Origin of the sequence: Pseudomonas reinekei (genome assembly GCF_001945365.1) — a bacterium.
In the GTDB taxonomy this organism is placed as follows: domain Bacteria; phylum Pseudomonadota; class Gammaproteobacteria; order Pseudomonadales; family Pseudomonadaceae; genus Aquipseudomonas; species Aquipseudomonas reinekei.
On the sequence record NZ_MSTQ01000009.1, the window covers coordinates 104,624 to 127,521 of the forward strand.

The following is a 22,898-nucleotide window of genomic DNA, read 5'->3' on the forward strand; positions in this document are numbered from 1 at the left end:
TTGTGCGAACGCAGACGTCTGCACCGGGCCTTTGGTGGAACAAATGCTTGCATCGTTAGCCGACAAAGTTAACCCAGCATTAACAAAAAAGCCCTGCTGAGACAGGGCTTTTTTGCTGCAAGCTTCAAGCTGAAAACTTTCCGTGAAAGTGAAACAGCCCATAGCCTGCGATCTGTAATTGTAGCTTGTAGCCAGTGGCTTGCCGCTGTTGCACTAATACCGGTTCGGCTCCATTTCCAGCTCGACGTGGAAACGATCTGAAATGTCCTTCTGGATACGTTGCGCCAGGTCGAGCAACTGCAGGCCAGTGGCGCTGCCGTAGTTGACCAGTACCAGCGCCTGCAGTTTATGCACGCCCGCATCAGCATCACGGAAACCCTTCCAGCCGGCGCGCTCGATCAGCCAGCCTGCGGCGATTTTCATCTGCCCATCGGGTTGCGCGTAAGCCACCAGATCCGGGTATTGCCCCTTGAGCTGAGCGACCAGTGCCGCGGGCACCAACGGATTCTTGAAGAAACTGCCGGCATTGCCGAGCACCGCCGGGTCCGGGAGCTTTTCATTGCGGATGCTGCAAATGGCCTGGCTGACATCGGTGGCGGTCGGGTGCTCGATGCCTTGCTCGGTCAGGCGCTGACGCACCGGGCCGTATTCCAGATGCAAATGCGCGACGCGGTTCAAGACGAAACGTACGCGCAGGATCAACCAGCGCCCCGGCTCCTGTTTGAACAGGCTGTCGCGGTAGGCGAAGTTGCATTCTTCCAGGCTGAAATCGCGCAGTTCGCCGCTATGGCGATCGAGCGCGGTCAGGCCGGCGAACACGTCCTTGATCTCTACCCCGTAGGCGCCGATGTTCTGCATCGGTGCCGCACCGACGGTGCCAGGAATCAGGCTGAGATTTTCCAGACCCGACAATCCCTGTGCCAACGTGTGCTGCACAAACGGGTGCCAGGGCTCACCGGCCTCGGCCTCAATCACCACCTTGCTGCCGTCATCGCTGAGCACACGAATCCCACGCGAGACCATGCGCAGCACCAACGACTCGATGTCCGCCGTCAGCAGCAAATTGCTGCCGCCGCCGATCACCAGCACCGGTACCTGATGTTCCAGCCCGTAGGCCAGGGCTTCCCGTACATCGGCGTCATTATGGGCTTCGGCGAACAACCGGGCCCGGACATCCACGCCAAAGCTGTTGAACGGTTTGAGGGAAACCTGCGACTGAACCTGCAAACTCATAACCGTCCCTTCAGCTCGACCACCAGCAAATCACTGGCGCGCTCGATCAGATCCAGTACTTGTTCAAACCCCTGATCGCCGTCGTAATACGGGTCCGGGACTTCGTCGACTTCCGACTGATAACGGCGCAGGAACAAATCCAGCTCAGCCCTGCCCTTGGCTGGTTGCAAAGCCTTGAGGTTGCGCAGGTTGCTGTTGTCCATCGCCAGGATCAGGTCGTAGGTGGCGAAATCGGCGCGGGTCACTTGCTGGGCGCGTTGAGCCGACAGGTCGTAGCCACGCAGCTTCGCCGCCGCCTGACTGCGCTTGTCCGGCGCCTTGCCGACGTGCCAGTCACCGGTGCCGGCGGAGGCGACTTCGACCTGGCCGGCAATCCCCGCCTGACGCAGCTTGTGGCGCAACACGCCTTCAGCCGTGGGCGAACGGCAGATGTTGCCCAGGCAGACAAACAGAACCCGCATCAGGCCTCCAGCAGGCGACGAACGCGCTCAAGGTCTTCAACGGTATCGACACCCGGAGGCGGTGCGATCAGCGCATCGGCGACGTGAATCCGCACGCCATGCCATAGCGCACGCAACTGTTCCAGGCACTCGGTATTTTCCAGCCAGCACGGGCCCCAGCTGACGAAATCATGCAGGAAACCGGCGCGATAGGCGTAGATGCCGATGTGACGGCGGTACGGCACGCCTTCCGGCAACTGCTCGCGGCTCTGGGCGAACGAGTCCCGCGCCCATGGCAGCGTGGCACGACTGAAGGTCAGCGCCAGGCCATTGAGATCGCTGACGACTTTGACCACGTTGGGGTTGAACAGGGTTTCCACGTCTTCGATCGGCTCGGCCAGGGTGGCCATGCGCGCTTCGGTGTGGGCGGCCAGGTTGGCGGCGACTTGATCGATCACGCTCGCCGGAATCAACGGCTCGTCACCCTGGACGTTGACCACGATGGCGTCGGGCGCCAGGCCCAGCTTGGTCGCGACTTCCGCCAGGCGATCAGTACCGGAGTTGTGATCTTCACGGGTCAGCACCACTTCGGCGCCAAAGCCCTGGCAGGCCTCGACAATGCGCACATCGTCAGTGGCGACCACTACGCGTTGGGCGCTGCTTTTGCTCGCCTGTTCCCAGACGTGCTGGATCATCGGCTTGCCTGCGATCAACAGCAGCGGTTTGCCCGGCAAACGGGTGGAGGCGTAGCGCGAAGGAATGACAACGGTAAAGGCTGTGGTCATTTATCCAGGCGCTCGTCGGTGGTCAGGGTGCGGGCCTCGGTTTCGAGCATCACCGGGATGCCATCGCGAATCGGGTACGCCAGGCCGGCGCCCTTGCTGATCAGCTCGGTCTTGTCGGCGCTGAGCTTGAGCGGGCCTTTGCAGACCGGGCAAGCGAGGATATCGAGCAATTTGGTGTCCATGAGCATTCCCTGGATAAAAACGGATTTAAGGCAACAGACGAGCCGGCAACAGGCGCATCAACTGTGTATCGAACCAGGCCACGAAGGCCGGCGACGGCACAGCATCGACCGCCAGGTACCACCAGTCGGCGGCGGCGAAGGCACGGCACTTCACCGCGTCCTTTTCGGTCATCACCAACGGCAATGACGGGGTGAAATTCAAGGCTTGCACACTGTATTCAGCGTGGTCGGCGAACGCGTGCGGCACTGGCTGCCAGTGTAGCGTTTCGAGGGTCTTGAAGAAACGCTGCGGGTTACCGATCCCGGCCACGGCGTGCAGCGCCTGACCTGCGGGAAAGTGATCGAGGGGGCGGTGCTCACCGCTTTGCAGATTGACCAGCGCGGTCGGTTGCAGCTGGAAGGCAAAACCGCCGTCACGATCGGCCGTCGAGCCGTTATAAAGCACTGCATCAACGCTTTGCAGGCGCTCGACCGGTTCGCGCAACGGCCCGGCGGGCAGGCATCGTTGGTTGCCCAGGCCGCGGGCAGCGTCGATCAGCACCAGTTCCAGATCCCGGGCCAGACGGTAATGCTGCATGCCGTCATCGGAGAGGATCAGGTCCAGCGGTTCGCTCGCCAGCAAGGCTTTGACCGCGGCGCTGCGGTTCGGGTCGATCATCAGCGGCACGCCGGTGCGTTGCACGATCAACAACGGTTCGTCACCGGCAATCTCCGCGCTGTGCTCCGCCTCGACGCGCCACGGTAACTGTGGCGGTTTGGCGCCATAACCACGACTGACCACGCCGACCCGCAAACCGCGGCGCTGGCAATGCTGGATCATCCACAGAATCAACGGCGTTTTGCCGGTGCCGCCGACGGTGATGTTGCCGACGACGATCAGCGGCACGGGCGGCTGGTAGATTTCACCCTCGCCCGCCAGAAAGCGTTTGCGCTTGTTGTTGACCACACGCCGGTACAACCACTCCAGCGGCTGCAACAGCTTCAGGGCCGGATGGCCTCGGTACCACGCGGCAAGCAGGCGATCGGACATGGCCATCAGGGCGCGGGCGGCGCCGCCTCGACTGTGGTCATGCGCAGGTGGTTGAAGCCGAGTTTGCCGGCGGCGTCCATGGCCGTGATGACCGATTGATGCTGGGATTTACCGTCGGCACTGATGGACAGCGGCCGATCGGTGTCGCCATTGGATGCTTTCTGCAACGCGTCCATCAGGGTGGCCAGGTCGCTTTTCGGCAGCACCTGGTTGTTCACCGAGAACACGCCGTCAGCACTGATGGCGATGTCCAGTGGCTTGTTCTGGTCTTCAGCCGGCGAACCGCTGACGGCCTCGGGCAGATCGACGCGCAACTGGGTTTCACGGGTAAAAGTCGTCGTCACGACGAAAAACAGCAACAGGATAAACACCACGTCGATCAACGACGCGAGGTTGATGTCCACGTTCTCCCGTTGCTTGCGGCGGAATTTCACGCTTTGCCCTCGGCCAGATCCACATCGCGGTCGCCCTGTACTACCTCGACCAGCTTGATCGCTTCCTGCTCCATCCCCACCACCAGTTCATCGATCCGGCGTTGCAGGAACCGATGGAAGAAAACCGACGGGATACCGACCATCAAACCGGCCGCCGTTGTGATCAAGGCCTTGGAAATACCACCGGCCAGCACCGACGCGTTGGTGGTCATGCCACTGCCGGTAAATGCGCTGAAAATATCGATCATGCCCAATACCGTACCGAGCAAGCCGAGCAACGGCGCCATGGCGGCGATGGTGCCCAGGGCATTGATGTAGCGCTCCAGCTCGTGGATGACCCGGGCAGCGGCCTCTTCGATGCACTCTTTCATGATCTCGCGACCATGTTTGGAGTTGGCCAGGCCCGCAGCCAGGATCTCACCCAGCGGCGAGTTGGCGCGCAGTTCCTTGAGTTTTTCTTTATTGAGTTTTTTGTCCTTGATCCAGACCCAGACCTGCCCGAGCAAATGCTCCGGGGTCACGCGGCTGGCCCGCAGGGTCCAGAGACGTTCGGCAACGATCGCCATTGCCGCGATGGAACTCAGGATGATCGGCAGCATCATCCAGCCGCCGGATTTGACCAATTCCCACACAGTGTCAGTCCCCTCGAAAAAGTGCGCCACTCTAACATAGGGGGTCGGCGCACCGAAGACTGTGATGTCGCATCCGGTCGGCCTTTAATAGCGCCCGGTTATTGATTCAATCATGGCAGATCACGCCAGAACCGTCGTTCCAGACGCATTGAGCGGGGTGATTCGAACCGCCCCAGTTGCAGATGAATGGCGCCCTGCTCAGCGCTGTCGTAGATCGTAATGCCACGTTTGCGATAGCGCGCCACGACCGTTGGATGCGGATGGCCAAACGAGTTGCCGTGCCCGCGGGAAATCAGTACCGCTTTGGGCTGCAGGCCGTTGAGCAGCGCTGTCGACGACGAACTGCGGCTGCCATGATGCGGTGCCTGCAACCAGTCCGTCGGGACGGCCAATGCACTGTCGAGCAATGATCGCTCGGCGGCGGCATCGATATCTCCGGTCAGCAGCAACCGTTCGGCATTGGCTTCGATCTGTAAAACACAGGACTTCTGATTGCTGTCCCCGGCTGCCGACCATTGCCAGAGCCGGAACTGAACGCCGTCCCAGGTCCATTGCCGGTCCGTTTCACAGGCTTGGGCTTGCAGTGCGGCGGGCAGGGCTTGCGGATCGCCACTGATCACGCCCTTGACCGGCAGCCCTTTAGCCACTGCCCGGGCACCGCCAGCATGATCGGCGTCAGCGTGGCTGATCAGCATCACGTCGAGTTCTTTCACCCCCAGTTTGCGCAATGATGGCAGTACGACCCGCTCTCCCAGGTCGAAATCACCGAAACGCGGGCCGGTGTCATACAGCAGCGTGTGATGGCGAGTGCGCACCAGTATCGCCAGGCCTTGGCCGACATCCAGTTGCCAGATGTCGGCGATCCCTTCGGGCAGTGCTGCCCGAGGGGGAAATACCAGCAACAGCAACATCGGCCACCCCAGCGGGCGCAGTGGTACACCCCGTGGCAGTAACAATAGAAAGGCGCCCATCGCCCCCACGCACCAGACCCAGAACGGAATCGCCATGGGCACCCAGGCCGGAATCTGCCCAGCGGCCAACGCCAGGCCCTTGAACAAGACATCGATCAGACCGCCCGCCAGCCACAACAGCCCCTCCCCCACGTAAGGCAGCGGCAACAACACGGTGCCGAGCAATGCGGGGGGCAACACCACCAGACTGATCCAGGGCACCGCCAGCAAGTTGACCAGCGGCCCGCTGACACTGATCGGCAACCCCAGTATCAACAGCAAAGGCAACAGGCCAATGGCGATCAACCATTGGGCGCGGGTCCAGGTTTGCCACCACCGCCAAGGCCCCAGACGACCACCAAAGGTAAAAATCAATACCGCGACCGCGGCGAAGGACAACCAGAACCCCGGCTGCAAACTGGCCAGCGGGGCCAGCAGCAATACGCCATTGAGTGCCAGCAATAACGGCCACCAGGCACCGAGGTGACGAAAACGCAGGCGCCACAACAACACCAGACCGATCATCAAACAGGCACGGTGTACCGGGACTTCAAATCCGGCCAACAGTCCGTAGCCCAACGCGGCACTGAATGCCAGACCACAGGCCCAGGGCAACCAGGGCAGACGGTTCGGCCACAATCCATAGCGGGCAAGACCGGCGATCAGCAGGTAGACCACGCCCGCCAGCAAACCGATGTGCTGGCCGGAAATCACCAACAGGTGCACGGTGCCGGTGTCTTGCAGCACTTGCCAGTCTTCACGGCTGAGCCCGGCGCCATCCCCCAGCACCAATGCTGCCAACGCCCCCGTTCGGCCCTGGGCATCCACTGCCAGCAGCCTCTGGCGGATGCCATCGCGCCAGGCCCACCTCGCCTCGGCCAGTCGCTCGCCGTCCTTGACCGTACCCGTTGCACCTATGCCCTGCGCCAATAACCAGGCCTGATAATCGAAAGCCTGCGGATTGAGCAAACCGGCTGGACGCTTCAACTTGACCGCCAATCGCCAGCGCTCGCCGCTTTTCACCGGCGGACCGTCGTACCAGGCCAGTCGCATGCGTGTCGGCACTTTCCCGTGTCGCGACGTAGCCTGGGCCAATTCAAAGCGAACCACCGCCTCCCCGTTCTCGGGCAATCCCGTCACACGACCCTCGACCCAGCGGGTTCCACCGTCCAGGCTCGGCGCCAGACGGTCATCCAGTGCCCATTGGGCCTGCACGCAGGCCCAACTCAAACCGAACAGGAAAAACGCCGCCGGATAGGTCTTGAACGGCAACAACATCAAACCGGCAACCGGCATCAACCACCACAACCCGACCGGCGGCAATGCCGGTAAAAAACGCAGGGCCAGCAGACCCAACGCCAGCGCCATCATCCCTGTGCGCATAAGCCCGTCCTTGAGAGTCCCGGTCTTAGGCATAGACGTCCGGGCGCACGCTCGTCGTTATCAATTGTCACAAAGTCTGAATGGGCGCTTCATAGAATCCAGACATACTTGCCGCCTTGACCGACCGAGAAGCCCTATGCCCCGGCGATTATTCAAACGTTACATGCCAGACCCGACCAGCATCAGGGAACACAAGTCCTTACGCTTTCTCGGCACGCTGCTGCATGACCCGAACCTCTGGCACCTCAATCGTCATTCCGTCGCACGGGCCATGGCGGTTGGCTTGTTCGCGGCGTTCCTGCCGATTCCGTTGCAGATGTTGCTGGCGGCCTTCCTTGCGATCGTGGTGCGCGGCAATATGCCGATTGCAGTGAGCCTGGTCTGGCTGACCAATCCGATCACCATGCCGGCGGTGTTCTTTTGCACCTATCAGACGGGGGCGTGGTTGTTGGACGTTCCTGCACGGCATTTGCCGGATGAGTTGACCTGGGAATGGATTAGCGGCGAGCTCTCGACGTTATGGCAACCGTTTTTGCTGGGGTCGGTGGTGACGGGGTTGGTGCTGGGGGCGTTGGCTTATTGTCTGGTGATGATGTATTGGCGGTGGTGGGTGGCTCGGCAGTGGGCTCGGAGAAAGAAGAGCCGGATGTGAGTGGGCTGTCTTTGGGATGGGATTGATCGTGTACATATCCGTTGTTTTGGTAACGGCTGCTGACGGTTCCGCTCTTACAGCGGGTCACTTTCGAAAAGCGCGAAAGTAACCAAAGCGCTTTTGCCCCTTTCGTTCGGTGCCTCGCCTAGGCTCGGCATGCCCTCGCTCCGGTCCTGCTCCGTGGGCTCGCCGCCATCGGCCATCCATGGCCGGGGGCGGCTAACCCGGCATCCATGCCGGGTTGCCCACTGCGCAGAACCTCCACTCGGCCTCACGAGGGGGCGAGTTCCGCCACAGCACCGCGAGGCGGCCTGCCGGCCGGCCTGTTTATCTGGTTTGTGCGCATCTCCCCCTGTAGAAGCCGGCTTGCTGGCGATGGCGACCGCTCAGTCAACATCATCGAGACTGACATACAGCTATCTCCAGCAGGCTGGCTCGCACATTTGGATTGGAGGGTGTCTGATAAAGATTGGTTGGCTGGCAGCGCGTCATCGCCAGCAAGCCGGCTCCTACAGGTTGGAATGCGGACCACCAAATCAAACAGGCCGGCCGTCAGGCCGCCTCGGCCCTTTTGATTCACCCGCCCCCTCGGCAGGTTGACCACTAGAAAAACAACCTCAGGTCCGCATCCCCCGCCCACTCACCAACAACCGCGCACAGCCAACATACAAAACCCCAGTCGCCACCACCATAAAGGCAATCGCCACACTGATCCGAATATCCGAAACCCCGAGGATCCCGTACCGGAAAGCATTGACCATATGCAATACAGGGTTGGCCAGCGACACGGTCTGCCAAAACGGCGGCAGCAGCGTAATCGAATAGAACACCCCACCGAGATAGGTCAACGGCGTCAGCACAAACGTCGGGATGATCGAGATGTCATCGAAGTTGCGCGCAAACACCGCGTTGATGAAGCCCAATAACGAGAAGATCGTCGCCGTCAGCACCACCACCAGAATGGTCACACCCAGGTGATGCACCTGCAGATGGGTGAAGAACAGCGACAACAACGTCACGATGATCCCGACCATCAACCCGCGCAGCACGCCGCCCAAGGTGTAGCCGATCAGGATAGTGTGCGGCGAAACCGGAGAGACCATCAGTTCTTCGATGGAGCGCTGGAATTTGCTGCCGAAGAAACTCGACACCACGTTGCCGTAGGAGTTGGTGATCACCGACATCATGATCAGCCCCGGCACGATGTACTCCATGTAAGTGAAGCCGCCCATGTCGCCGATTTGCCGGCCGATCAGGTTACCGAAGATCACGAAATACAGAACCATGGTGATCGCCGGCGGTAGCAGGGTCTGCGGCCAGATCCGGGTGAAGCGCCGGATTTCACGGTAAACGATGGTATTGAGGGCAACGAGGTTGGGTCGCAGCTCGGAACTCATACTGCCACCTTCGACAGATTTTTCTCCACCAGGGACACGAACAACTCCTCAAGGCGATTGGTTTTATTGCGCAGGCTCAACACCTCGATGTTCTGCTGGGCAAGCTGGGTGAACAGCGCCGTGATCCCCATGGACTTGTCCACCTGGACCTCCAGCGTGTGATCGTCGAGCAAACGGGATGGATAACCCAGCAACTGCGGCGGCGCAACCAGGCTGTTCTTCAGATCCAGCAGGAAGGTCTCGACGTGCAACTGGCCGAGTAACTGCTTCATGCTCGTGTTCTCGACAATGGTCCCGTGGTCGATGATGCCGATGTTGCGGCACAACTGCTCAGCCTCTTCCAGGTAGTGCGTGGTGAGGATGATGGTGATGCCTTTCTGGTTCAGCTCAGTGAGGAAAGTCCACATCGAGCGACGCAGTTCGATGTCCACGCCGGCAGTCGGTTCGTCGAGAATCAACAGGCGCGGTTCGTGAACCAGCGCACGGGCGATCATCAAGCGACGCTTCATGCCGCCGGACAGCGAACGCGACGGCACATCGCGCTTGTCCCACAGACCGAGCTGGGTCAGGTATTGCTCGGCGCGCTCCTTGGCGACTTTCGACGTAATGCCGTAGTAACCCGCTTGGGTCACGACAATGTCGAAGGTCTTTTCGAACTGGTTGAAGTTGAACTCCTGAGGCACAACGCCAATGGAACGCTTGAGCTGCGCAGGGTTCTTGTCCAGATCGTGACCAAAGATATTCACCGTACCGCTGGTCTTGTTCACCAGGGTCGAGAGAATGCCGATCGTCGTGGATTTGCCGGCGCCGTTGGGGCCGAGCAAGGCGAAAAAATCACCTTCGGCGACGTCCAGATCGATACCACTCAAGGCCTGGAAACCGTTGCCGTAGGTTTTGGTTAGCTGCCGGATGGACAGAGCGGAACTCATATCGGATTACGCACCAAGAAGGGAAGAAAGGAGTAAATAAGGGCGGCCGGCGAGCAATGCAACCGCGGCGCATGAACGCAATGGTGCTTGTCGCCGCCACACAAGTACAGTCAACTGTGTCGATAATAAGTATTAAGTCAACGCGGTCATAACGGCCTTGCGATACGCCGGACGCTGTTTCAGCCGTGCATACCAGGCCTCCAGATGCGGCCGTGGCGCGCGTTCGATCGGCATCTCGAACCAGGCATAAATGAAACTGCCCAGGGGAATGTCGCCCATGCCGATTTCCTCGCCGGACAGGTAAGGCGTGGCCGCCAGCGCTTGATCGGCCATTTCCAGCAACCCCTCGCATTCCGTGATTGCAGCCTTGATCGCAGGCCAGTCCTGCTGATCTGCCGGGGTGCGCAACACGCCCCAGAACACGGTGCGGAAAGGACCGGCGAAACTGGACGTGGTCCAGTCCATCCATTTGTCAGCGATGGCACGCGCTTGCACACTGGCCGGATACCACGCGGTATCCGCCGCATGTCTGGCCAGTAGATAACGCACGATGGCGTTGGATTCCCACAACACAAAACCGTCGTCTTCGATCACCGGCACGCGGCCATTGGGGTTCATTGCACGGTACTCGGGCGTATCGACAACACCAAAGGCGCCGCCCGCATCGATGGCTTCATACGCCAGCCCCAACTCCTCGGCGGCCCACAATGGCTTTCTGACATTCGATGAATTTTTCCGACCCCAGATCTTCAGCATGACCGCCTCTTGATTGATGAATGCGCAGGCAGCATACGCCGGATCAGGCGCGACTCAAATCAGTCTGCATGTCACCCAACAACGGCGGCAGTTGTTCGCCGAACAGATGCGGATAGCACTTTTCCAGGTGCTCGAAAAAGAACGCTTCAGGCACATCGGCAAACTGGCCGTGATCGACGAGGTACTCCATCAGCTGCTCGCCATCGCGGTTGTACGGGTGGAAAACGCTGTCGTTGATGCCGTCGAATTCCAGCGGCGCCACATTGAACAACTCGCAAAGTTTCTGGTTGAACGCGGGGGTCGCCTTGACCCAGCGACCCTGCAGATAGAACTCGGTGTAACCGTGCATGGCGAACATGTCGCTCTTGAGCAATTCGAGCAGACGCGGCGTCGACAAATGATTGCGCACATCCGCCAGGCCGATCCGCGCCGGGATGCCGCAATGGCGCGCGGCACCGGCCAGCAGCGTGGCTTTGGGCACGCAATAACTCTCGCCAGCCGCCAGTGCGTAACTGCCGCGCAAGGTCTGCGGATCACGGCTGAAGGTGTACGGGTTGTAGCGCACCGCCTCGCGTACGGCGTAATAAAGGCTGATCGCCTGCTCGCGCGGGTCGCGACTGCTGCCACGGTGTTTTTCGGCGAACTCCACCACGCCGGGATGGTCACTATCGATGAAGCGGCCGGGGCTTAAGTACGGGTGCAGATACTCGTGCATGCGGGCGATCTCCTGGGGGAAGCCTCGAGTCTAACGAGAGGTTCAGCACAGAGATAACGACGTTTCGGCCAAACATGGGCGCTTAGCCGCCCGCTCAATGAACGTTTTCCCGGGCATGTTGCCAACCGGACCTACAGAAATCATCCGGGATTTCCCACGATTTCAATCACCTCGCTCCGACCACCCCGTTTTGCGGATGCCGTCTAAGCTCTGTGGGTTGGCTTGCCCTGGTTTCACGGAGGATTAAATATGCTGCTGTTGTGGATACTGGTTCTGGTTGTCGGGATCGCTTATTTAGCCCACCGTCGCATTTCACCGCTGCCTGCCTTGGGCATCGTGGCTGTCTATCTGCTGGCAATGGGCATCTTCAGTCACGCGCCGGGTTGGTTGCTGTTGATTTTCTGGGTGTTGCTCGCTGCGGTGGCCGCACCATTATTACTGCCAGACCTGCGCCGAAAACTCTTCAGCGCGCCGATGTTCAACTGGTTCCAGAAAACCCTGCCACCCATGTCGCAAACCGAACGCGATGCCATTGAAGCGGGCACTGTGTGGTGGGATGGCGAACTGTTCAGCGGTCGTCCGGACTGGAACAAACTGCTGGCGTATCCCAAGGTACAGCTGAGCGAAGAGGAACAGGCCTTCATCGACGGCCCGACCGAAGAACTCTGCGCCATGGTCAGTGACTACCAGATTGGTCAAACCATGGACCTGCCGGCCGAGGCCTGGGCGTTCATCAAGGAAAACGGTTTCTTTGCCCTGATCATCCCCAAGGAGTTCGGCGGCAAGGGCTTCTCGGCGTATGCCCACTCACAAGTGGCGATGAAACTCGCCAGCCACAGCGGCGACCTGGCCTCCACCGTGATGGTCCCCAACTCCCTCGGTCCGGCTGAACTGCTGCTGCATTACGGCACCGACGAACAACGCAACCACTACCTGCCACGTCTGGCGCGCGGCGACGATATTCCGTGCTTCGCCCTCACCGGGCCAATGGCGGGTTCCGATGCCGGCGGCATGCCCGACACCGGGGTGATCTGCAAAGGTGAATGGGAAGGCCAGGAAACCCTGGGCCTGCGCCTGAACTGGGAAAAGCGCTACATCACCCTGGGACCGGTGGCCACCCTCCTCGGCCTCGCCTTCAAGGCTTACGACCCGGACCACCTGCTGGGCGATAAAGAAGACCTGGGTATCAGCCTCGCGCTGATTCCGACCGATATTCCCGGCGTGGAAATCGGCCGTCGTCACCTGCCACTGGGCGCAGCGTTCATGAACGGCCCTAACGCCGGCAAAGACGTTTTCATCCCGCTGGAGTTCCTCATCGGTGGCCAGGAAATGCTCGGCAAAGGCTGGATGATGCTGATGAATTGCCTGTCGGTCGGGCGTTCGATTTCCCTGCCCGCCGTTGGCACCGGCATGGCCAAGTTCACCAGTCTGGTGACGGGCCAGTACGCGCAGATTCGCGAACAGTTCAACGTGCCGATTGCCGCGTTCGAAGGCATTCAGGAATCCATGGCCCGCATCGGCGGCAACGCCTGGATGATGGATGCCGCGCGGATGCTGACCGCCAACGCAGTGGATCTGGGCGAGAAACCGTCGGTGTTGTCGGCGATCCTCAAGTATCACCTCACCGAACGGGGCCGCGAATGCATCAGCCACGCCATGGACGTGCATGGCGGCAAGGCAATCATTCAAGGACCGAACAACTACCTCGCGCGCAAATGGTGTGGCGCACCGATCTTCATTACCGTGGAAGGCGCCAACATCCTTTCGCGCAACCTGATGATCTTCGGCCAGGGCGCGATTCGCTGCCATCCTTTCGTCCTCAAGGAAATGGCGCTGGCCACCCGTGAAGACAAGGATCAGGCACTGATCGAATTCGATGGCCTGCTGCTCAAGCACATTGGCTTTGCCGTCAGCAATGCCGCGAGCACGCTGGTGCTGAACCTCGGGTTTGGCCACCTGGAACATACCCCGGGCGACAAGCTCAGCCAGGGTTATTTCCGCGCCCTCAACCGTCAGGCCGCCGCATTTGCGCTGCTTGCCGATCTGAGCATGATGCTGCTCGGCGGGGAACTGAAACGCCGCGAACGCCTGTCGGCACGCCTGGGCGACGTGCTCAGCAACATGTACCTGGCCAGCGCCGCACTCAAGCGTTACAACGACCTCGACGCGCCGGAACACATGGAGCCACTGTTTGCCTGGGCCATGGAGGAAAGCCTTGGCCAGGCCGAACGAGCCATGGATGAACTGCTCGACAATTTCCCGAACAAGGTGCTGGCATGCCTGCTGCGGGTGATCGTGTTCCCGTTCGGACGCCGCCATAAAGGACCTTCCGACAAGCTGGGCGCACAAGTGGCTGCGATCATCGGTCGAGCCAAGGGTGATCCGGCGCTGGAGGAAGTGCTCCTCGGCTGCTACCGCCCACAATCGAAGGAAGATCCGGTCGGCGCCCTGCAACATGCCAGCAACCTGACGGGCGCTTCACAAACCCTGCAGAAAAAACTCCATGGGGCGCTCAAGAGCGGTCAGGTCAGACCGGTCGCCGGCGAACACGTGATCGATGCGGCGCTGGAGGCCGGCGTATTGCAACCCGTGGAGGCGCAAACCCTGCGTGAGGCCGAGGCGGCACGGCGCAAGGTGATCGATGTCGACGACTTCGATAAAGAGGAGCTGGCGATAGCACCGGGGAAGGTCCGCTGATCAAACCGTCCCCGTCCACCATGTAAAAACGGGCGCAGGAGCTTTATACTCCCGCGCCCGTTTTGCTCTTGAGGACTTATCTCGTGTCCAACATCGTTGCCGATCATCTCGTATTGCTCGACCACCTGCGCAGCATCCTGGTCGCCGTAGGTGAGGCCGAACAGGTTCCCGACGAAAGCCATGCCTTGTTCCTGGAGCGCTTCGACGAACTGCTTGCACTGCTGCCGGTCGACCCGATCGAAAGCCAGTACCTGGGCCAGGACATCCTGTGCCAGGTGATCACCCGTTACCCGCAAATCGCCCACCTGGTCCCGCGCGACCTGCTGTGGTACTTCGCCGGTGACTGCCTGCACTACATGCCCGATGACGAAATCGACCTGTATCAGGCGCTGGAAGAGCGTCGTTTCGAAGCTGAACAGAATGACGAACCGTTTGACTGGAACCAGGAAAAACAGCTGCTGGCGCTGTCCAATCAGGACAGCAAGCACTGATCCAGGATCAGCAAAACAAAAGGTCCGCATGCGGACCTTTTTTGTTTTTCCCGGCGAACTTTTGATCTTGCTCAGAACAACCCATCACTCTCGGGCAGCTCATACTCCGATACCGCCGTACTCAGGCGACCCGGTTTACCGGGCTTGCCCAGTGTCGGCTCCTTCTCCAGGCATTCCACCAGGTAATCGATCAACACCCGCAGCTTGGGAGGCAGGTATCGGGTTGGCGAATGCAGCAGCCAGGCACCGCCGTGGTAGGACGCCAGGAAAGTCCAGTCCGGCAACACTTGCACCATCAACCCTTTCTCCAGCGCTCGGCGCGCCGTGAAATACGGCAGGCTGCCAATGCCTATGTGTTGCAAAACCGCACCAAACCGCACGCCGGTGTGATTGGCGGCATAGCGCCCACGCACACCGACCGTGACCGACTTGCTGCCTTTCTTGAATTTCCACCGCGCATCGCTCGGGGTTTCCCCCAGGTAAATGCAACTGTGGTTGAGCAAGTCATGGGGATGGGTCGGCGTTCCATGTTCGGCCAGATACTGCGGGGTCGCGCAGAGCAAATGGTCGATTGTCAGTAACTGGCGACCCACCAGCCCCGCAGGCGGGCGATCGGTGATGCGTATCGCCAGATCGACGTGATCGTCGATCAAATCAACCTGGCGATCCTCCAGCAGCAACTCCACATCGACTTTGGGATAACGACGCAAAAACTCCGACATGTGCGGATGAATCACGATCCGGCCCACCGCTTTTGGCACACTGAGACGGACGACCCCTTCGGGCTCATCGGTAAATTGACCACTGATCTCCATCACCGAACGGGCAGCGTTGACCATCTCCTGGCAGCGCTTGAACACCTCTTCCCCACCGTCACTCAAGCGCAACTTGCGCGTGGTTCGTTGCAGGAGCCGGGTCGCCAGCGCTTTCTCCAGGCGCGAAATGCTGCGACTGACCGCCGAGGGTGAAGAGCCCAGTTGGCGTGCCGCTTCAGAGAAACTGCCGGTCTCGACGACCTTGACGAAAATCGCCATTTCACCCAGCAGTGGCAGTGGAAGATTTATGCTCACGACGCAACAGTCCTTTGATGTTTGAACGGATTATCACGCTATTCCACCCTTCATATAATAAAAATCAGACATTTTAATTCGAGCATGGAACATGACGCTTCGCCTCTTCTTCCACAGTGATGACCTCAAGGCCAACGTGGAAGTCCTGGATTGCACACCCCACGAGAGCGAATTCGCCGTGGTGCTGCGCGCAACTCTGTTCCACCCTCAGGGCGGCGGACAACCCTTCGATACCGGCTGGATCGGTGAGAGCCGAGTCCTGCGCGTGTTGCAGGACCCGGACCGGATCATCCATTTCGTCGACAGCCCGGTAAAAATCGGGATGACCCCGATCCGGATCGACGAGGAGCGCCGCCAGTTCAATACACGCATGCATACCGCCGGGCATCTGATTGGCCATTTTGTCCAGGCCATGGGCTGGATGCCGATCAAGGCGCATCACTGGCCTGGCGAAGGGCGTGTGCAATTCAAGCCGACGGAATCGGCCCAGGAAGTTGAAGCAGACATCCTGCAGCAAGGCATCGAGCAGTGGATCACCGACGATCTGCCGCGCCTGATATCTCTGCGCGAAGGGGCCCGGGAAATCGGCTTTGGTGAACTGCCCGCCTACGGTTGCGGCGGCACCCATGTACGTAGTTTGAAGGATTTGGGCACGATCACGATCGAATCCCTTGCGCAAAAGAAAGGCACGTTATCCGTCCACTACCACGTGGACTGAGCCTTTGGGCAATGTCGCCCCTGCCGTTGCCCGACGCCGGATGGCGCCTGCATTCGAGAGCTTCGTCGACGCTCGCTTCCCCCCTGACTTTCTGGAGTTGAGATGCTTTCAAATTACCTGGGCGAGTTTCTGGCGCTGGCGATCGTCCATTTTCTCGCCGTGGTCGCCCCCGGCCCGGATTTCGCCGTCACAATCCGACAGAGCGTACGCTTCGGCCGGTGGGTGGGGATTTGCACGGCGCTGGGCATCGGCGCGGGCATTTCCGTGCATGTGCTGTACACCGTGCTTGGCATAGGCGCATTGATGCACACCACACCGTGGCTATTATCAGTGGCCAAAGTCGTGGGCGGTGCCTACATCCTGTACTTGGGTGTGAGCCTGGTACGGAGTCAGCCCAAACCCGTACTTGAGGGCGATAAAGCCACCGACGAAGCGATTATCCAGCAGACATTGCTGAAGGCCTTCACCACCGGTTTTCTGACCAACGCCACCAACCCCAAGGCCACGCTGTTTTTCCTGGCGATTTTCACCACGCTCATCAGCGCCACGACACCGCTGAAGATTCAGGCGCTGTATGGGGTGTGGATGTGCTTTGTAAACGCCCTGTGGTTTGTGATCGTGGCGCTGTTCTTTTCCAGCCCCAAGGTCAGATTGCTGTTCATGCGCATGGGGCACTGGTTCGAACGCAGCATGGGCGTGATCCTGATTTTGTTTGCTGGGCGGTTGATGCTGTCGATGTAAAAGCGCAGGACATGAAAAGGCCCGCACAGTCAGGCTGGCGGGCCTTCTTTTATCTGGAGCATGAATCGCGCACAAACAAAAACGCCGCTCATTGCTGAGCGGCGTTTTTGTTGAATATGGAGCGGGAAACGAGACTCGAACTCGCGACCCCGACCTTGGCAAGGTCGTGCTCTACCAACTGAGCTATTCCCGCAAATGGCGTCCCCTAGGGGACTCGAACCCCTGTTACCGCCGTGAAAGGGCGGTGTCCTAGGCCACTAGACGAAGGGGACACGCTGCCCGGAACACATGGTGTGTGTTTCGGTGCCCAGATCCGCATCCGAAGACTTGGTTCTGGTTTCACTCAGCCTTGCCCGAAAGCAACGCTGTTTAAAATTGGAGCGGGAAACGAGACTCGAACTCGCGACCCCGACCTTGGCAAGGTCGTGCTCTACCAACTGAGCTATTCCCGCATTGGCGTCCCCTAGGGGACTCGAACCCCTGTTACCGCCGTGAAAGGGCGGTGTCCTAGGCCACTAGACGAAGGGGACACACTACAACATTCACTCCCTGCTTCGTTTCGCTGTGTGCTTTACGCTGCAAGTGGCGCGCATTCTATGGATGGATTGAGAGGTCGTCAACCCCCTGATATAAATTTATTTAAATCAATGACTTCGCCCTGCTTTCCGGTGCCAATCCGGATTTTCCGCCGCCCGGTGTTTGGCGCCTATATTCTGACACTCGCCAAGGCGTTATAGTCGCAGCCAGCAATGATGGCAATCCGCCCTACCGATGCCAGCATTCATATAAGAAGACGGCGGCCGATACAGATTGGGCCACATCGATCAGCTCGTCGAGCGGCCCTAGGCGCCTATATGCCCAGCCACTACACTCGCACGCGAACCCTAAAAAGAGGTCTTACCGGTGACACCACTCATGATCACCCTGCTCGTCGTAGCCGGGATCGCATTATTGATCGCCATTGGCTACATCAACCATGTGGTGGAAAACAATAAGCTGGAAAGGGCCCGTACCAAGGTTGAACTCAACGATCGCCTGCGTCGTTGCGGTGAGATCACCGAGACCTTCCCCGGCCAGTTGATGACACCGGCGCTCAAGCTGCTGATGACCCGCCTGGAATTGAACGTCTGCCAGCGCCTGTTGAATCTGGAAAAAACCAGCTCCAACCTCAAGGCACGGATTGGCGAGCTGGAGACTTTGGTCGCCCAGGGCGAATCGATCCCGGTCAACAACCCGCCCGCGCCGATCCAGACCGAAGCCAAAGCCAAGGATGTGCGCTTCCTGCTTGAAGCCCTGCATGGCCAAATTACCCGAGCTGCTCAGGACGGCTATCTGCCGCCCAACGAGGCCAAGCGCTGGATCCGCGAGGTCCGCCATATTCTGGTGCTGCTGCACATTGAGTTCTTCAACAACCTCGGCCAGCACTCGCTGCAACAGAATCAACCCGGCCAGGCGCGCCTGGCATTCGAGCGCGGCGTGCAATACCTGCGTAAACAGCAGGAGCCGCAGATCTACGCCGAACAACTGGAATACCTGGAAAAACTCCTGGCCCGCGCCAACGCCCAGGTCATGGACCGCATCGCCCCTGTAGAAGGCGAAGTCAACCAATTGACCGAAGGCCTCAAAGACGTCGAGGCGGATGCGGACTGGAAGAAGAAGGTGATCTACGACTGATCAGCAATAAAAGAGAAAGCCACCGAGAGGTGGCTTTTTTTGGGGTTGGATTTTTAGGATGCATACATCCGAGTGAAATACGTTGAATGTCAGGACGTCATCGCCAGCGAGCCGGCGCCTACAGTGGATATGAGTACACCCGAGTTCTTCACCACTCCACAGGCCGAGCGTTAGCTCGCCTGCCGCTTTTGATCCACCCGCCCCCTCGGCAGGCTGAGTGGAGGCGTTTATCCGGGGGTGGGCGCGTAGCGCCGTGCGGCGCAGCCGCACACATCGAGAGGAGGTCGTCGCGAAGCAGACCGGAGGCGATGCCCCCGGGTGAATGCCGGAGCGAAGGAACACCGAGCCCGAGCGAGGTGCCGTACGAAAGGGGCAAGACCTTTTGGTTCCTTTTGGGGCGTTTGCCAAAAGGGACTCGCCGTAAGGGCGAAACCATAAGCAGCCGTTACCGCAGCAACGGATATGTACCCAATCAAAAAAGCTCAAAGCTCAAAGCCTGAAATGCCCCACCATCCCCTTCAACTCAACCCCCAACTGCGCCAGCTCAATACTCGACGCCGCATTCCCCTGCATCGCCAACGAAGACTGATCAGCGCTGGCACGAATACTCGTGACACTGCGATTGATCTCCTCAGCCACCGAACTTTGCTCCTCGGCTGCCGCCGCAATCTGCTGGTTCATCTGCTGAATCAACGAAACCGCCGCCGCAATACTCCCCAGCGCGCTCTCGGTTTGCAGCGCATCACTGACCGCCAGCTTCACCAGTTCGCCACTGTTCTGAATCTGCTGCACCGACGACTGCGCCGCCGCGCGCAAGGCGCTGACCAGACGTTCGATCTCCTCGGTCGATTGCTGCGTGCGCTTGGCCAAGGCGCGCACCTCGTCGGCCACCACCGCGAAGCCCCTGCCCTGCTCGCCGGCACGTGCCGCTTCAATGGCCGCATTGAGCGCCAGCAAATTGGTCTGCTCTGCCACACTCTTGATAACACCCAGCACCGTGCCGATGTTCTGGATTTCCGCACTCAGGCTTTCGATGCTTGAACTGGCCGAATGGGCGGAATCGGCCAATTGCTCAATCCTCGCCATGCTTTTGCGCACCACGTGCTGGCCGCTTTCAACCTTGCCGTCTGCCGTTTGCGCAGCCTGGGCGGCCTCCTCCGCATTACGTGCGACATCGTGAACGGTGGCGGTCATCTGGTTCATCGCCGTGGCGACTTGCTCGGTTTCTTCCTTCTGACTGCTGACTTCAAGATTGGTCTGCTCAGTCACGGCCGACAGCGATTGAGCCGACGTTGCCAATTGCTCGATGCCTGCCTGCAAACCGCTGACGATCTGGCTCAGACCCGCGCCCATTTGCTGCATGGCCTGCATCAATTGACCAATCTCGTCCCGACGGGTGACTTCGACAGTCCCGCTCAAATCCCCCGAAGCGATCTGCTGCGCCACACGGATGACACGGCGCAGTGGCCCCACGATCAACCGGGTAATCACCCAGGCGGCGATCAACCCCACCAACAACGCCAGCGCCGAGGAGCCAATGATCAGCAGCGAATTCTTTTTCAGCTCGGTCTGCATCGATTGGTCTTCGGCGACATACGCCTGGTCCACCCGCTCCACCACTTGGCCGGCGCGTTGATGCAGTTGTTGGTAAACGGTTTTTTCCTGCTCCAGCAAACCGGTGTACTCGGCGAGCTTGTCGTTAAAGCTGGCGATATGTCCGCTCACTTCATTGAGAACCGTTTGATAACCCTCATCCTTGACCGTGGTTTTCAATGCTTCGGCTTGGGTCAATGCCTGACTGGCCTGCTCGATCTTGCCCTGCCCTGCGCCGTCGTCTCCCTTGCGGCTCTGGTCCAGGCGCACGCGCGCTTCATTCATGGCTTGCAGCATCAGGCGCGAAACCTGGCTGACCTGATTGGCTTGTTCGATAAACTGCGCACCGTCCTTGCCTTCGGAATCCTTCAGGGTATAGGCGCCGTCATCGGCGAGCCCCGCCTGCAACACGTCGAGATTATTGGCAACGCTGGACACCGACCAACTGGCCATTTCCAATGCCAGGTCCTTGGCCTGACTGAGTGAGACAAACTCATCAAACGCCTTGCGGTATGCCGCAAGGGATTGCTCGACATCAGTCATCACCGGCACATTCGCTGCAGACCCAACCTTGAGCCGGTTCGCCAGCGCAATCAGACCGTCCACCCCTTCACGCAGGGCGTCGGCGGTTTTCGGGTTGCCGCGCAACGCATACTCCTGCTCCAGCAGCCGCACGTTGAGCAAACCGCTGTTGAGCGACGACATCTGCTTGAGTCCGTCGAAGCGCTGACTGATGGTTTGCAGGGACCATACGCCGATGGCCGCCACCACGGCGGTCAACAGCAGCACGAGCACAAACCCGACACCCAGTTTTTTTGCCATACCGAGGTTGGCAAAACGTCCTTGCACGGCCGAAATCATTGCGCGTAGTCCCCCTGCCATAGTCTATGGATGCAGATTCGCAACGGGCTTCTACCAACACAAGTCTCTGGCGTCGGAATAATGGCAAAAAGCTACGCCCACGTCGTTTTCAGAACGCTTGATGTCGATTCGGGGCGGTGGCCTGAAAAAATGCCCTGGCTCGCGGATCGCAGGCACAAGCCACATTGATTCGCTGCCAATCAGCGGCCTCGCCAACGGGGCTGAAGGCTGTCGCGCAAGACAACACGACACCATGACGTTGCGCCCGGGCTTGCATCTGCGCGCAGTCCATCCATCGTGAACGCGCCCAGATGAACAGGCCGGCAGTGGGCTTGCCGAACACCTCCCACTCGGCATCTTCCAGCAACTGCAAAGCCGCCTGCCTGTCAGTGTTCAAACGCTGCCTCTGACGCTTCAGCAATTTGCGATAGGCGCCATTAGCCAGCAGGCAGGCCAGCACCGACTCACAAAATCGTGACGCGCCCATGCTGCTGATCATCTTGACTTCAGCCAACCGCGCAATCACGTCGGCACTGGCCACCACAAAGCCGACTCGCAAGGAACTGCTGAGGGTTTTCGAGTAACTGCCGACGTAGATCACACGGTCATCCAAGGCAGCGAGACGCGTTCCGGTGCCGCTGTGGAGATCGGCGTAGACATCGTCCTCAATCAGCAGCACTCCGTGTTTTCTTGTCAGTTGCAACACCCGTTGCGCCACCACCGGGACCAGGCTGCCGCCCGTAGGGTTGTGATGGAAGCTGTTGATGAACAGCCCTTTCGGGCGGTGCTCCAGCAGCAGTTGTTCCAGAACGGCGACGTCTGGCCCATGGGGGGTTCGTGGCACCTCGAACATGCTGATTGCGTGCAACCTCAGCAGGTCGAACAACATGGGATAGCCCGGGCTCTCGACCACCACGCAATCCCCCGGTTTGAACAGCGTCCGCACGATCAGGTCCAACCCTTGACTGGCGCCGGCGGTGGTCATGATTCGATTGGCTTCTACGTTGATGGCCAGCGGTTTCAGGCGCTTGAGGATTTGCTCGCGCAGGGCGGGCAACCCCAAGGGCGTGCTGTAGTTGAACAGGCCGGCCATGTCGGTGCGGCTGACCTGACGGATCGCGTAACTCAAATCGTCCGACTCGCGCCAACTTTCGGGCAGCCCACCGCAGCCCAGTTGCAATTCAGACGAAGGTCCCGGCTGTGTGCCTTGAAACCACAAGTCATCCTGGCGATCCCGGGCATCGGGCGTCGGAGCCGCCACGACGAAAACGGCGCCCTGTCGAGATTCCAGCACACCTTGCACCACCAGGCGCTCACACGCCTCGACGACACAGGACTGACTGAGCAGATTGATTCGTGCGATCTGCCGCACTGGAGGCAAACGCGCACCCGGCGCCAAGTTGTTGCAATGCAGCCAACAGACCAGTGCGTCGACGATCTGCTGTACGACCGGCACCAATGCCTGTCGATCTATTCTCAATTCCATGAGCAAGAAAACTCCTGTGGGTTCTGCCGGAAACAGTTAATCACAGGAG

At 59.7% G+C, this 22,898-nt stretch carries 21 protein-coding genes, 4 tRNA genes and 1 pseudogene; 6 read left to right on the top strand and 20 right to left on the bottom strand.

Features of this window, described 5'->3' with window-relative positions; all coding sequences use genetic code 11:
- Positions 1-213: 213 nt before the first annotated feature.
- From murB to BVK86_RS16485, 8 genes are all read right to left on the bottom strand, one after another.
- On the bottom strand, positions 214-1,233 hold the full coding sequence (gene murB / locus BVK86_RS16450) for a UDP-N-acetylmuramate dehydrogenase (RefSeq protein ID WP_075947425.1): 1,020 nt from the start codon (positions 1,231-1,233) through the stop codon (positions 214-216).
- On the bottom strand, positions 1,230-1,694 hold the full coding sequence (locus BVK86_RS16455) for a low molecular weight protein-tyrosine-phosphatase (RefSeq protein ID WP_075947426.1): 465 nt from the start codon (positions 1,692-1,694) through the stop codon (positions 1,230-1,232). Before BVK86_RS16455 ends, murB begins: the two co-directional genes overlap by 4 nt.
- Complete coding sequence (gene kdsB / locus BVK86_RS16460) at positions 1,694-2,458, bottom strand: 3-deoxy-manno-octulosonate cytidylyltransferase (protein WP_075947427.1); 765 nt, start codon at positions 2,456-2,458, stop codon at positions 1,694-1,696. Before kdsB ends, BVK86_RS16455 begins: the two co-directional genes overlap by 1 nt.
- Entirely contained in the window at positions 2,455-2,640 is a 186-nt protein-coding gene (locus BVK86_RS16465) for a Trm112 family protein (RefSeq protein ID WP_007945752.1), read from the bottom strand. The genes kdsB and BVK86_RS16465 overlap by 4 nt, the downstream gene beginning before the upstream one ends.
- A 25-nt stretch (positions 2,641-2,665) precedes the next feature.
- A complete protein-coding gene (lpxK, locus tag BVK86_RS16470; RefSeq protein ID WP_075947428.1) occupies positions 2,666-3,676 on the bottom strand; it encodes a tetraacyldisaccharide 4'-kinase in 1,011 nt (336 codons plus the stop codon).
- Positions 3,676-4,104 carry an ExbD/TolR family protein gene (locus BVK86_RS16475; protein WP_075947429.1) on the bottom strand — a complete coding sequence of 143 codons (429 nt, stop codon included), beginning with the start codon at positions 4,102-4,104 and terminating at the stop codon, positions 3,676-3,678. Before BVK86_RS16475 ends, lpxK begins: the two co-directional genes overlap by 1 nt.
- The gene (locus BVK86_RS16480) at positions 4,101-4,736 is read right to left on the bottom strand and encodes a MotA/TolQ/ExbB proton channel family protein (protein ID WP_162279041.1); all 636 of its coding nucleotides are present in this window, start codon (positions 4,734-4,736) and stop codon (positions 4,101-4,103) included. Before BVK86_RS16480 ends, BVK86_RS16475 begins: the two co-directional genes overlap by 4 nt.
- 110 nt (positions 4,737-4,846) lie before the next feature.
- The gene (locus BVK86_RS16485) at positions 4,847-7,069 is read right to left on the bottom strand and encodes a DNA internalization-related competence protein ComEC/Rec2 (RefSeq protein WP_075947431.1); all 2,223 of its coding nucleotides are present in this window, start codon (positions 7,067-7,069) and stop codon (positions 4,847-4,849) included.
- A gap of 136 nt (positions 7,070-7,205) precedes the next feature.
- Between BVK86_RS16485 and BVK86_RS16490 the strand changes: the two genes are divergently transcribed.
- Complete coding sequence (locus BVK86_RS16490; RefSeq protein WP_075947432.1) at positions 7,206-7,721, top strand: DUF2062 domain-containing protein; 516 nt, start codon at positions 7,206-7,208, stop codon at positions 7,719-7,721.
- A gap of 617 nt (positions 7,722-8,338) precedes the next feature.
- Here BVK86_RS16490 and BVK86_RS16495 read toward each other — a convergent pair.
- The 4 genes from BVK86_RS16495 to BVK86_RS16510 form a co-directional block, all read right to left on the bottom strand.
- Positions 8,339-9,118 carry an ABC transporter permease gene (locus tag BVK86_RS16495; protein WP_075947433.1) on the bottom strand — a complete coding sequence of 260 codons (780 nt, stop codon included), beginning with the start codon at positions 9,116-9,118 and terminating at the stop codon, positions 8,339-8,341.
- A complete protein-coding gene (locus tag BVK86_RS16500; protein WP_075947434.1) occupies positions 9,115-10,047 on the bottom strand; it encodes an ABC transporter ATP-binding protein in 933 nt (310 codons plus the stop codon). The genes BVK86_RS16495 and BVK86_RS16500 overlap by 4 nt, the downstream gene beginning before the upstream one ends.
- Positions 10,048-10,179: 132 nt before the next feature.
- Positions 10,180-10,803: a glutathione S-transferase family protein gene (locus BVK86_RS16505; protein ID WP_075947435.1), complete on the bottom strand. Its 624-nt coding sequence runs from the start codon at positions 10,801-10,803 to the stop codon at positions 10,180-10,182.
- 43 nt (positions 10,804-10,846) lie between these two features.
- Positions 10,847-11,506 carry a transglutaminase-like domain-containing protein gene (locus tag BVK86_RS16510; protein ID WP_075947558.1) on the bottom strand — a complete coding sequence of 220 codons (660 nt, stop codon included), beginning with the start codon at positions 11,504-11,506 and terminating at the stop codon, positions 10,847-10,849.
- A 261-nt stretch (positions 11,507-11,767) separates the two neighbouring features.
- On the opposite strand from BVK86_RS16510, the gene BVK86_RS16515 reads away from it, so the two are divergent.
- Together BVK86_RS16515 and BVK86_RS16520 are read left to right on the top strand one after the other, a co-directional pair.
- Positions 11,768-14,215 (top strand): acyl-CoA dehydrogenase, encoded by a 2,448-nt coding sequence (locus tag BVK86_RS16515; protein ID WP_075947436.1) that lies wholly within the window; start codon positions 11,768-11,770, stop codon positions 14,213-14,215.
- A gap of 83 nt (positions 14,216-14,298) precedes the next feature.
- Positions 14,299-14,706, top strand: coding sequence for a PA2817 family protein (locus tag BVK86_RS16520; RefSeq protein ID WP_007972361.1), 408 nt, complete (start codon positions 14,299-14,301; stop codon positions 14,704-14,706).
- Between the two features lie 71 nt (positions 14,707-14,777).
- Here the strand turns inward: BVK86_RS16520 and BVK86_RS16525 are convergent, their stop codons facing one another.
- The gene (locus BVK86_RS16525; protein WP_075947437.1) at positions 14,778-15,776 is read right to left on the bottom strand and encodes a LysR family transcriptional regulator; all 999 of its coding nucleotides are present in this window, start codon (positions 15,774-15,776) and stop codon (positions 14,778-14,780) included.
- Positions 15,777-15,867: 91 nt separating this feature from the next.
- On the opposite strand from BVK86_RS16525, the gene BVK86_RS16530 reads away from it, so the two are divergent.
- The gene (locus BVK86_RS16530) at positions 15,868-16,494 is read left to right on the top strand and encodes an alanyl-tRNA editing protein (protein ID WP_075947438.1); all 627 of its coding nucleotides are present in this window, start codon (positions 15,868-15,870) and stop codon (positions 16,492-16,494) included.
- Between the two features lie 102 nt (positions 16,495-16,596).
- On the top strand, positions 16,597-17,235 hold the full coding sequence (locus BVK86_RS16535; RefSeq protein WP_075947439.1) for a LysE family translocator: 639 nt from the start codon (positions 16,597-16,599) through the stop codon (positions 17,233-17,235).
- A 117-nt stretch (positions 17,236-17,352) separates the two neighbouring features.
- Here the strand turns inward: BVK86_RS16535 and BVK86_RS16540 are convergent.
- The 4 genes from BVK86_RS16540 to BVK86_RS16555 all read right to left on the bottom strand — a co-directional run bounded on the left by BVK86_RS16540 (position 17,353) and on the right by BVK86_RS16555 (position 17,765).
- A tRNA-Gly gene (locus BVK86_RS16540) sits at positions 17,353-17,428 on the bottom strand.
- Between the two features lie 3 nt (positions 17,429-17,431).
- Positions 17,432-17,507: transfer RNA gene (locus BVK86_RS16545), tRNA-Glu, on the bottom strand.
- A gap of 104 nt (positions 17,508-17,611) precedes the next feature.
- Positions 17,612-17,687, bottom strand: a tRNA-Gly gene (locus BVK86_RS16550).
- Positions 17,688-17,689: 2 nt separating this feature from the next.
- Positions 17,690-17,765, bottom strand: a tRNA-Glu gene (locus tag BVK86_RS16555).
- A gap of 385 nt (positions 17,766-18,150) precedes the next feature.
- Between BVK86_RS16555 and BVK86_RS16560 the strand changes: the two genes are divergently transcribed.
- On the top strand, positions 18,151-18,909 hold the full coding sequence (locus BVK86_RS16560) for a hypothetical protein (RefSeq protein WP_173668848.1): 759 nt from the start codon (positions 18,151-18,153) through the stop codon (positions 18,907-18,909).
- 489 nt (positions 18,910-19,398) lie between these two features.
- Here the strand turns inward: BVK86_RS16560 and BVK86_RS30555 are convergent, their stop codons facing one another.
- The 3 genes and pseudogenes from BVK86_RS30555 to BVK86_RS16575 form a co-directional block, all read right to left on the bottom strand.
- A complete protein-coding gene (locus BVK86_RS30555; RefSeq protein ID WP_408002975.1) occupies positions 19,399-20,280 on the bottom strand; it encodes a methyl-accepting chemotaxis protein in 882 nt (293 codons plus the stop codon).
- Positions 20,257-21,384: pseudogene (locus BVK86_RS30560) on the bottom strand (HAMP domain-containing protein); the annotation flags it as partial. The gene BVK86_RS30555 and the pseudogene BVK86_RS30560, both read right to left, overlap by 24 nt.
- 88 nt (positions 21,385-21,472) lie before the next feature.
- The gene (locus BVK86_RS16575; RefSeq protein WP_075947443.1) at positions 21,473-22,849 is read right to left on the bottom strand and encodes an aminotransferase-like domain-containing protein; all 1,377 of its coding nucleotides are present in this window, start codon (positions 22,847-22,849) and stop codon (positions 21,473-21,475) included.
- Between the last annotated feature and the right edge of the window lie 49 nt (positions 22,850-22,898).

Excerpts from the sequence above, each read along its gene's own strand:
- BVK86_RS16495 (WP_075947433.1), bottom strand. The coding sequence starts at position 9,118 with ATGAGTTCCGAGCTGCGACCCAACCTCGTTGCCCTCAATACCATCGTT.
- BVK86_RS16515 (WP_075947436.1), top strand. The coding sequence starts at position 11,768 with ATGCTGCTGTTGTGGATACTGGTTCTGGTTGTCGGGATCGCTTATTTA.
- murB (WP_075947425.1), bottom strand. The coding sequence starts at position 1,233 with ATGAGTTTGCAGGTTCAGTCGCAGGTTTCCCTCAAACCGTTCAACAGC.
- BVK86_RS16490 (WP_075947432.1), top strand. The coding sequence starts at position 7,206 with ATGCCCCGGCGATTATTCAAACGTTACATGCCAGACCCGACCAGCATC.
- BVK86_RS16500 (WP_075947434.1), bottom strand. The coding sequence starts at position 10,047 with ATGAGTTCCGCTCTGTCCATCCGGCAGCTAACCAAAACCTACGGCAAC.
- BVK86_RS16535 (WP_075947439.1), top strand. The coding sequence starts at position 16,597 with ATGCTTTCAAATTACCTGGGCGAGTTTCTGGCGCTGGCGATCGTCCAT.
- BVK86_RS16455 (WP_075947426.1), bottom strand. The coding sequence starts at position 1,694 with ATGCGGGTTCTGTTTGTCTGCCTGGGCAACATCTGCCGTTCGCCCACG.
- BVK86_RS16505 (WP_075947435.1), bottom strand. The coding sequence starts at position 10,803 with ATGCTGAAGATCTGGGGTCGGAAAAATTCATCGAATGTCAGAAAGCCA.
- BVK86_RS16485 (WP_075947431.1), bottom strand. The coding sequence starts at position 7,069 with ATGCGCACAGGGATGATGGCGCTGGCGTTGGGTCTGCTGGCCCTGCGT.
- BVK86_RS16465 (WP_007945752.1), bottom strand. The coding sequence starts at position 2,640 with ATGGACACCAAATTGCTCGATATCCTCGCTTGCCCGGTCTGCAAAGGC.
- BVK86_RS30555 (WP_408002975.1), bottom strand. The coding sequence starts at position 20,280 with ATGCAGGCCATGCAGCAAATGGGCGCGGGTCTGAGCCAGATCGTCAGC.
- lpxK (WP_075947428.1), bottom strand. The coding sequence starts at position 3,676 with ATGGCCATGTCCGATCGCCTGCTTGCCGCGTGGTACCGAGGCCATCCG.
- BVK86_RS16530 (WP_075947438.1), top strand. The coding sequence starts at position 15,868 with ATGACGCTTCGCCTCTTCTTCCACAGTGATGACCTCAAGGCCAACGTG.
- BVK86_RS16575 (WP_075947443.1), bottom strand. The coding sequence starts at position 22,849 with ATGGAATTGAGAATAGATCGACAGGCATTGGTGCCGGTCGTACAGCAG.
- kdsB (WP_075947427.1), bottom strand. The coding sequence starts at position 2,458 with ATGACCACAGCCTTTACCGTTGTCATTCCTTCGCGCTACGCCTCCACC.
- BVK86_RS16560 (WP_173668848.1), top strand. The coding sequence starts at position 18,151 with ATGATCACCCTGCTCGTCGTAGCCGGGATCGCATTATTGATCGCCATT.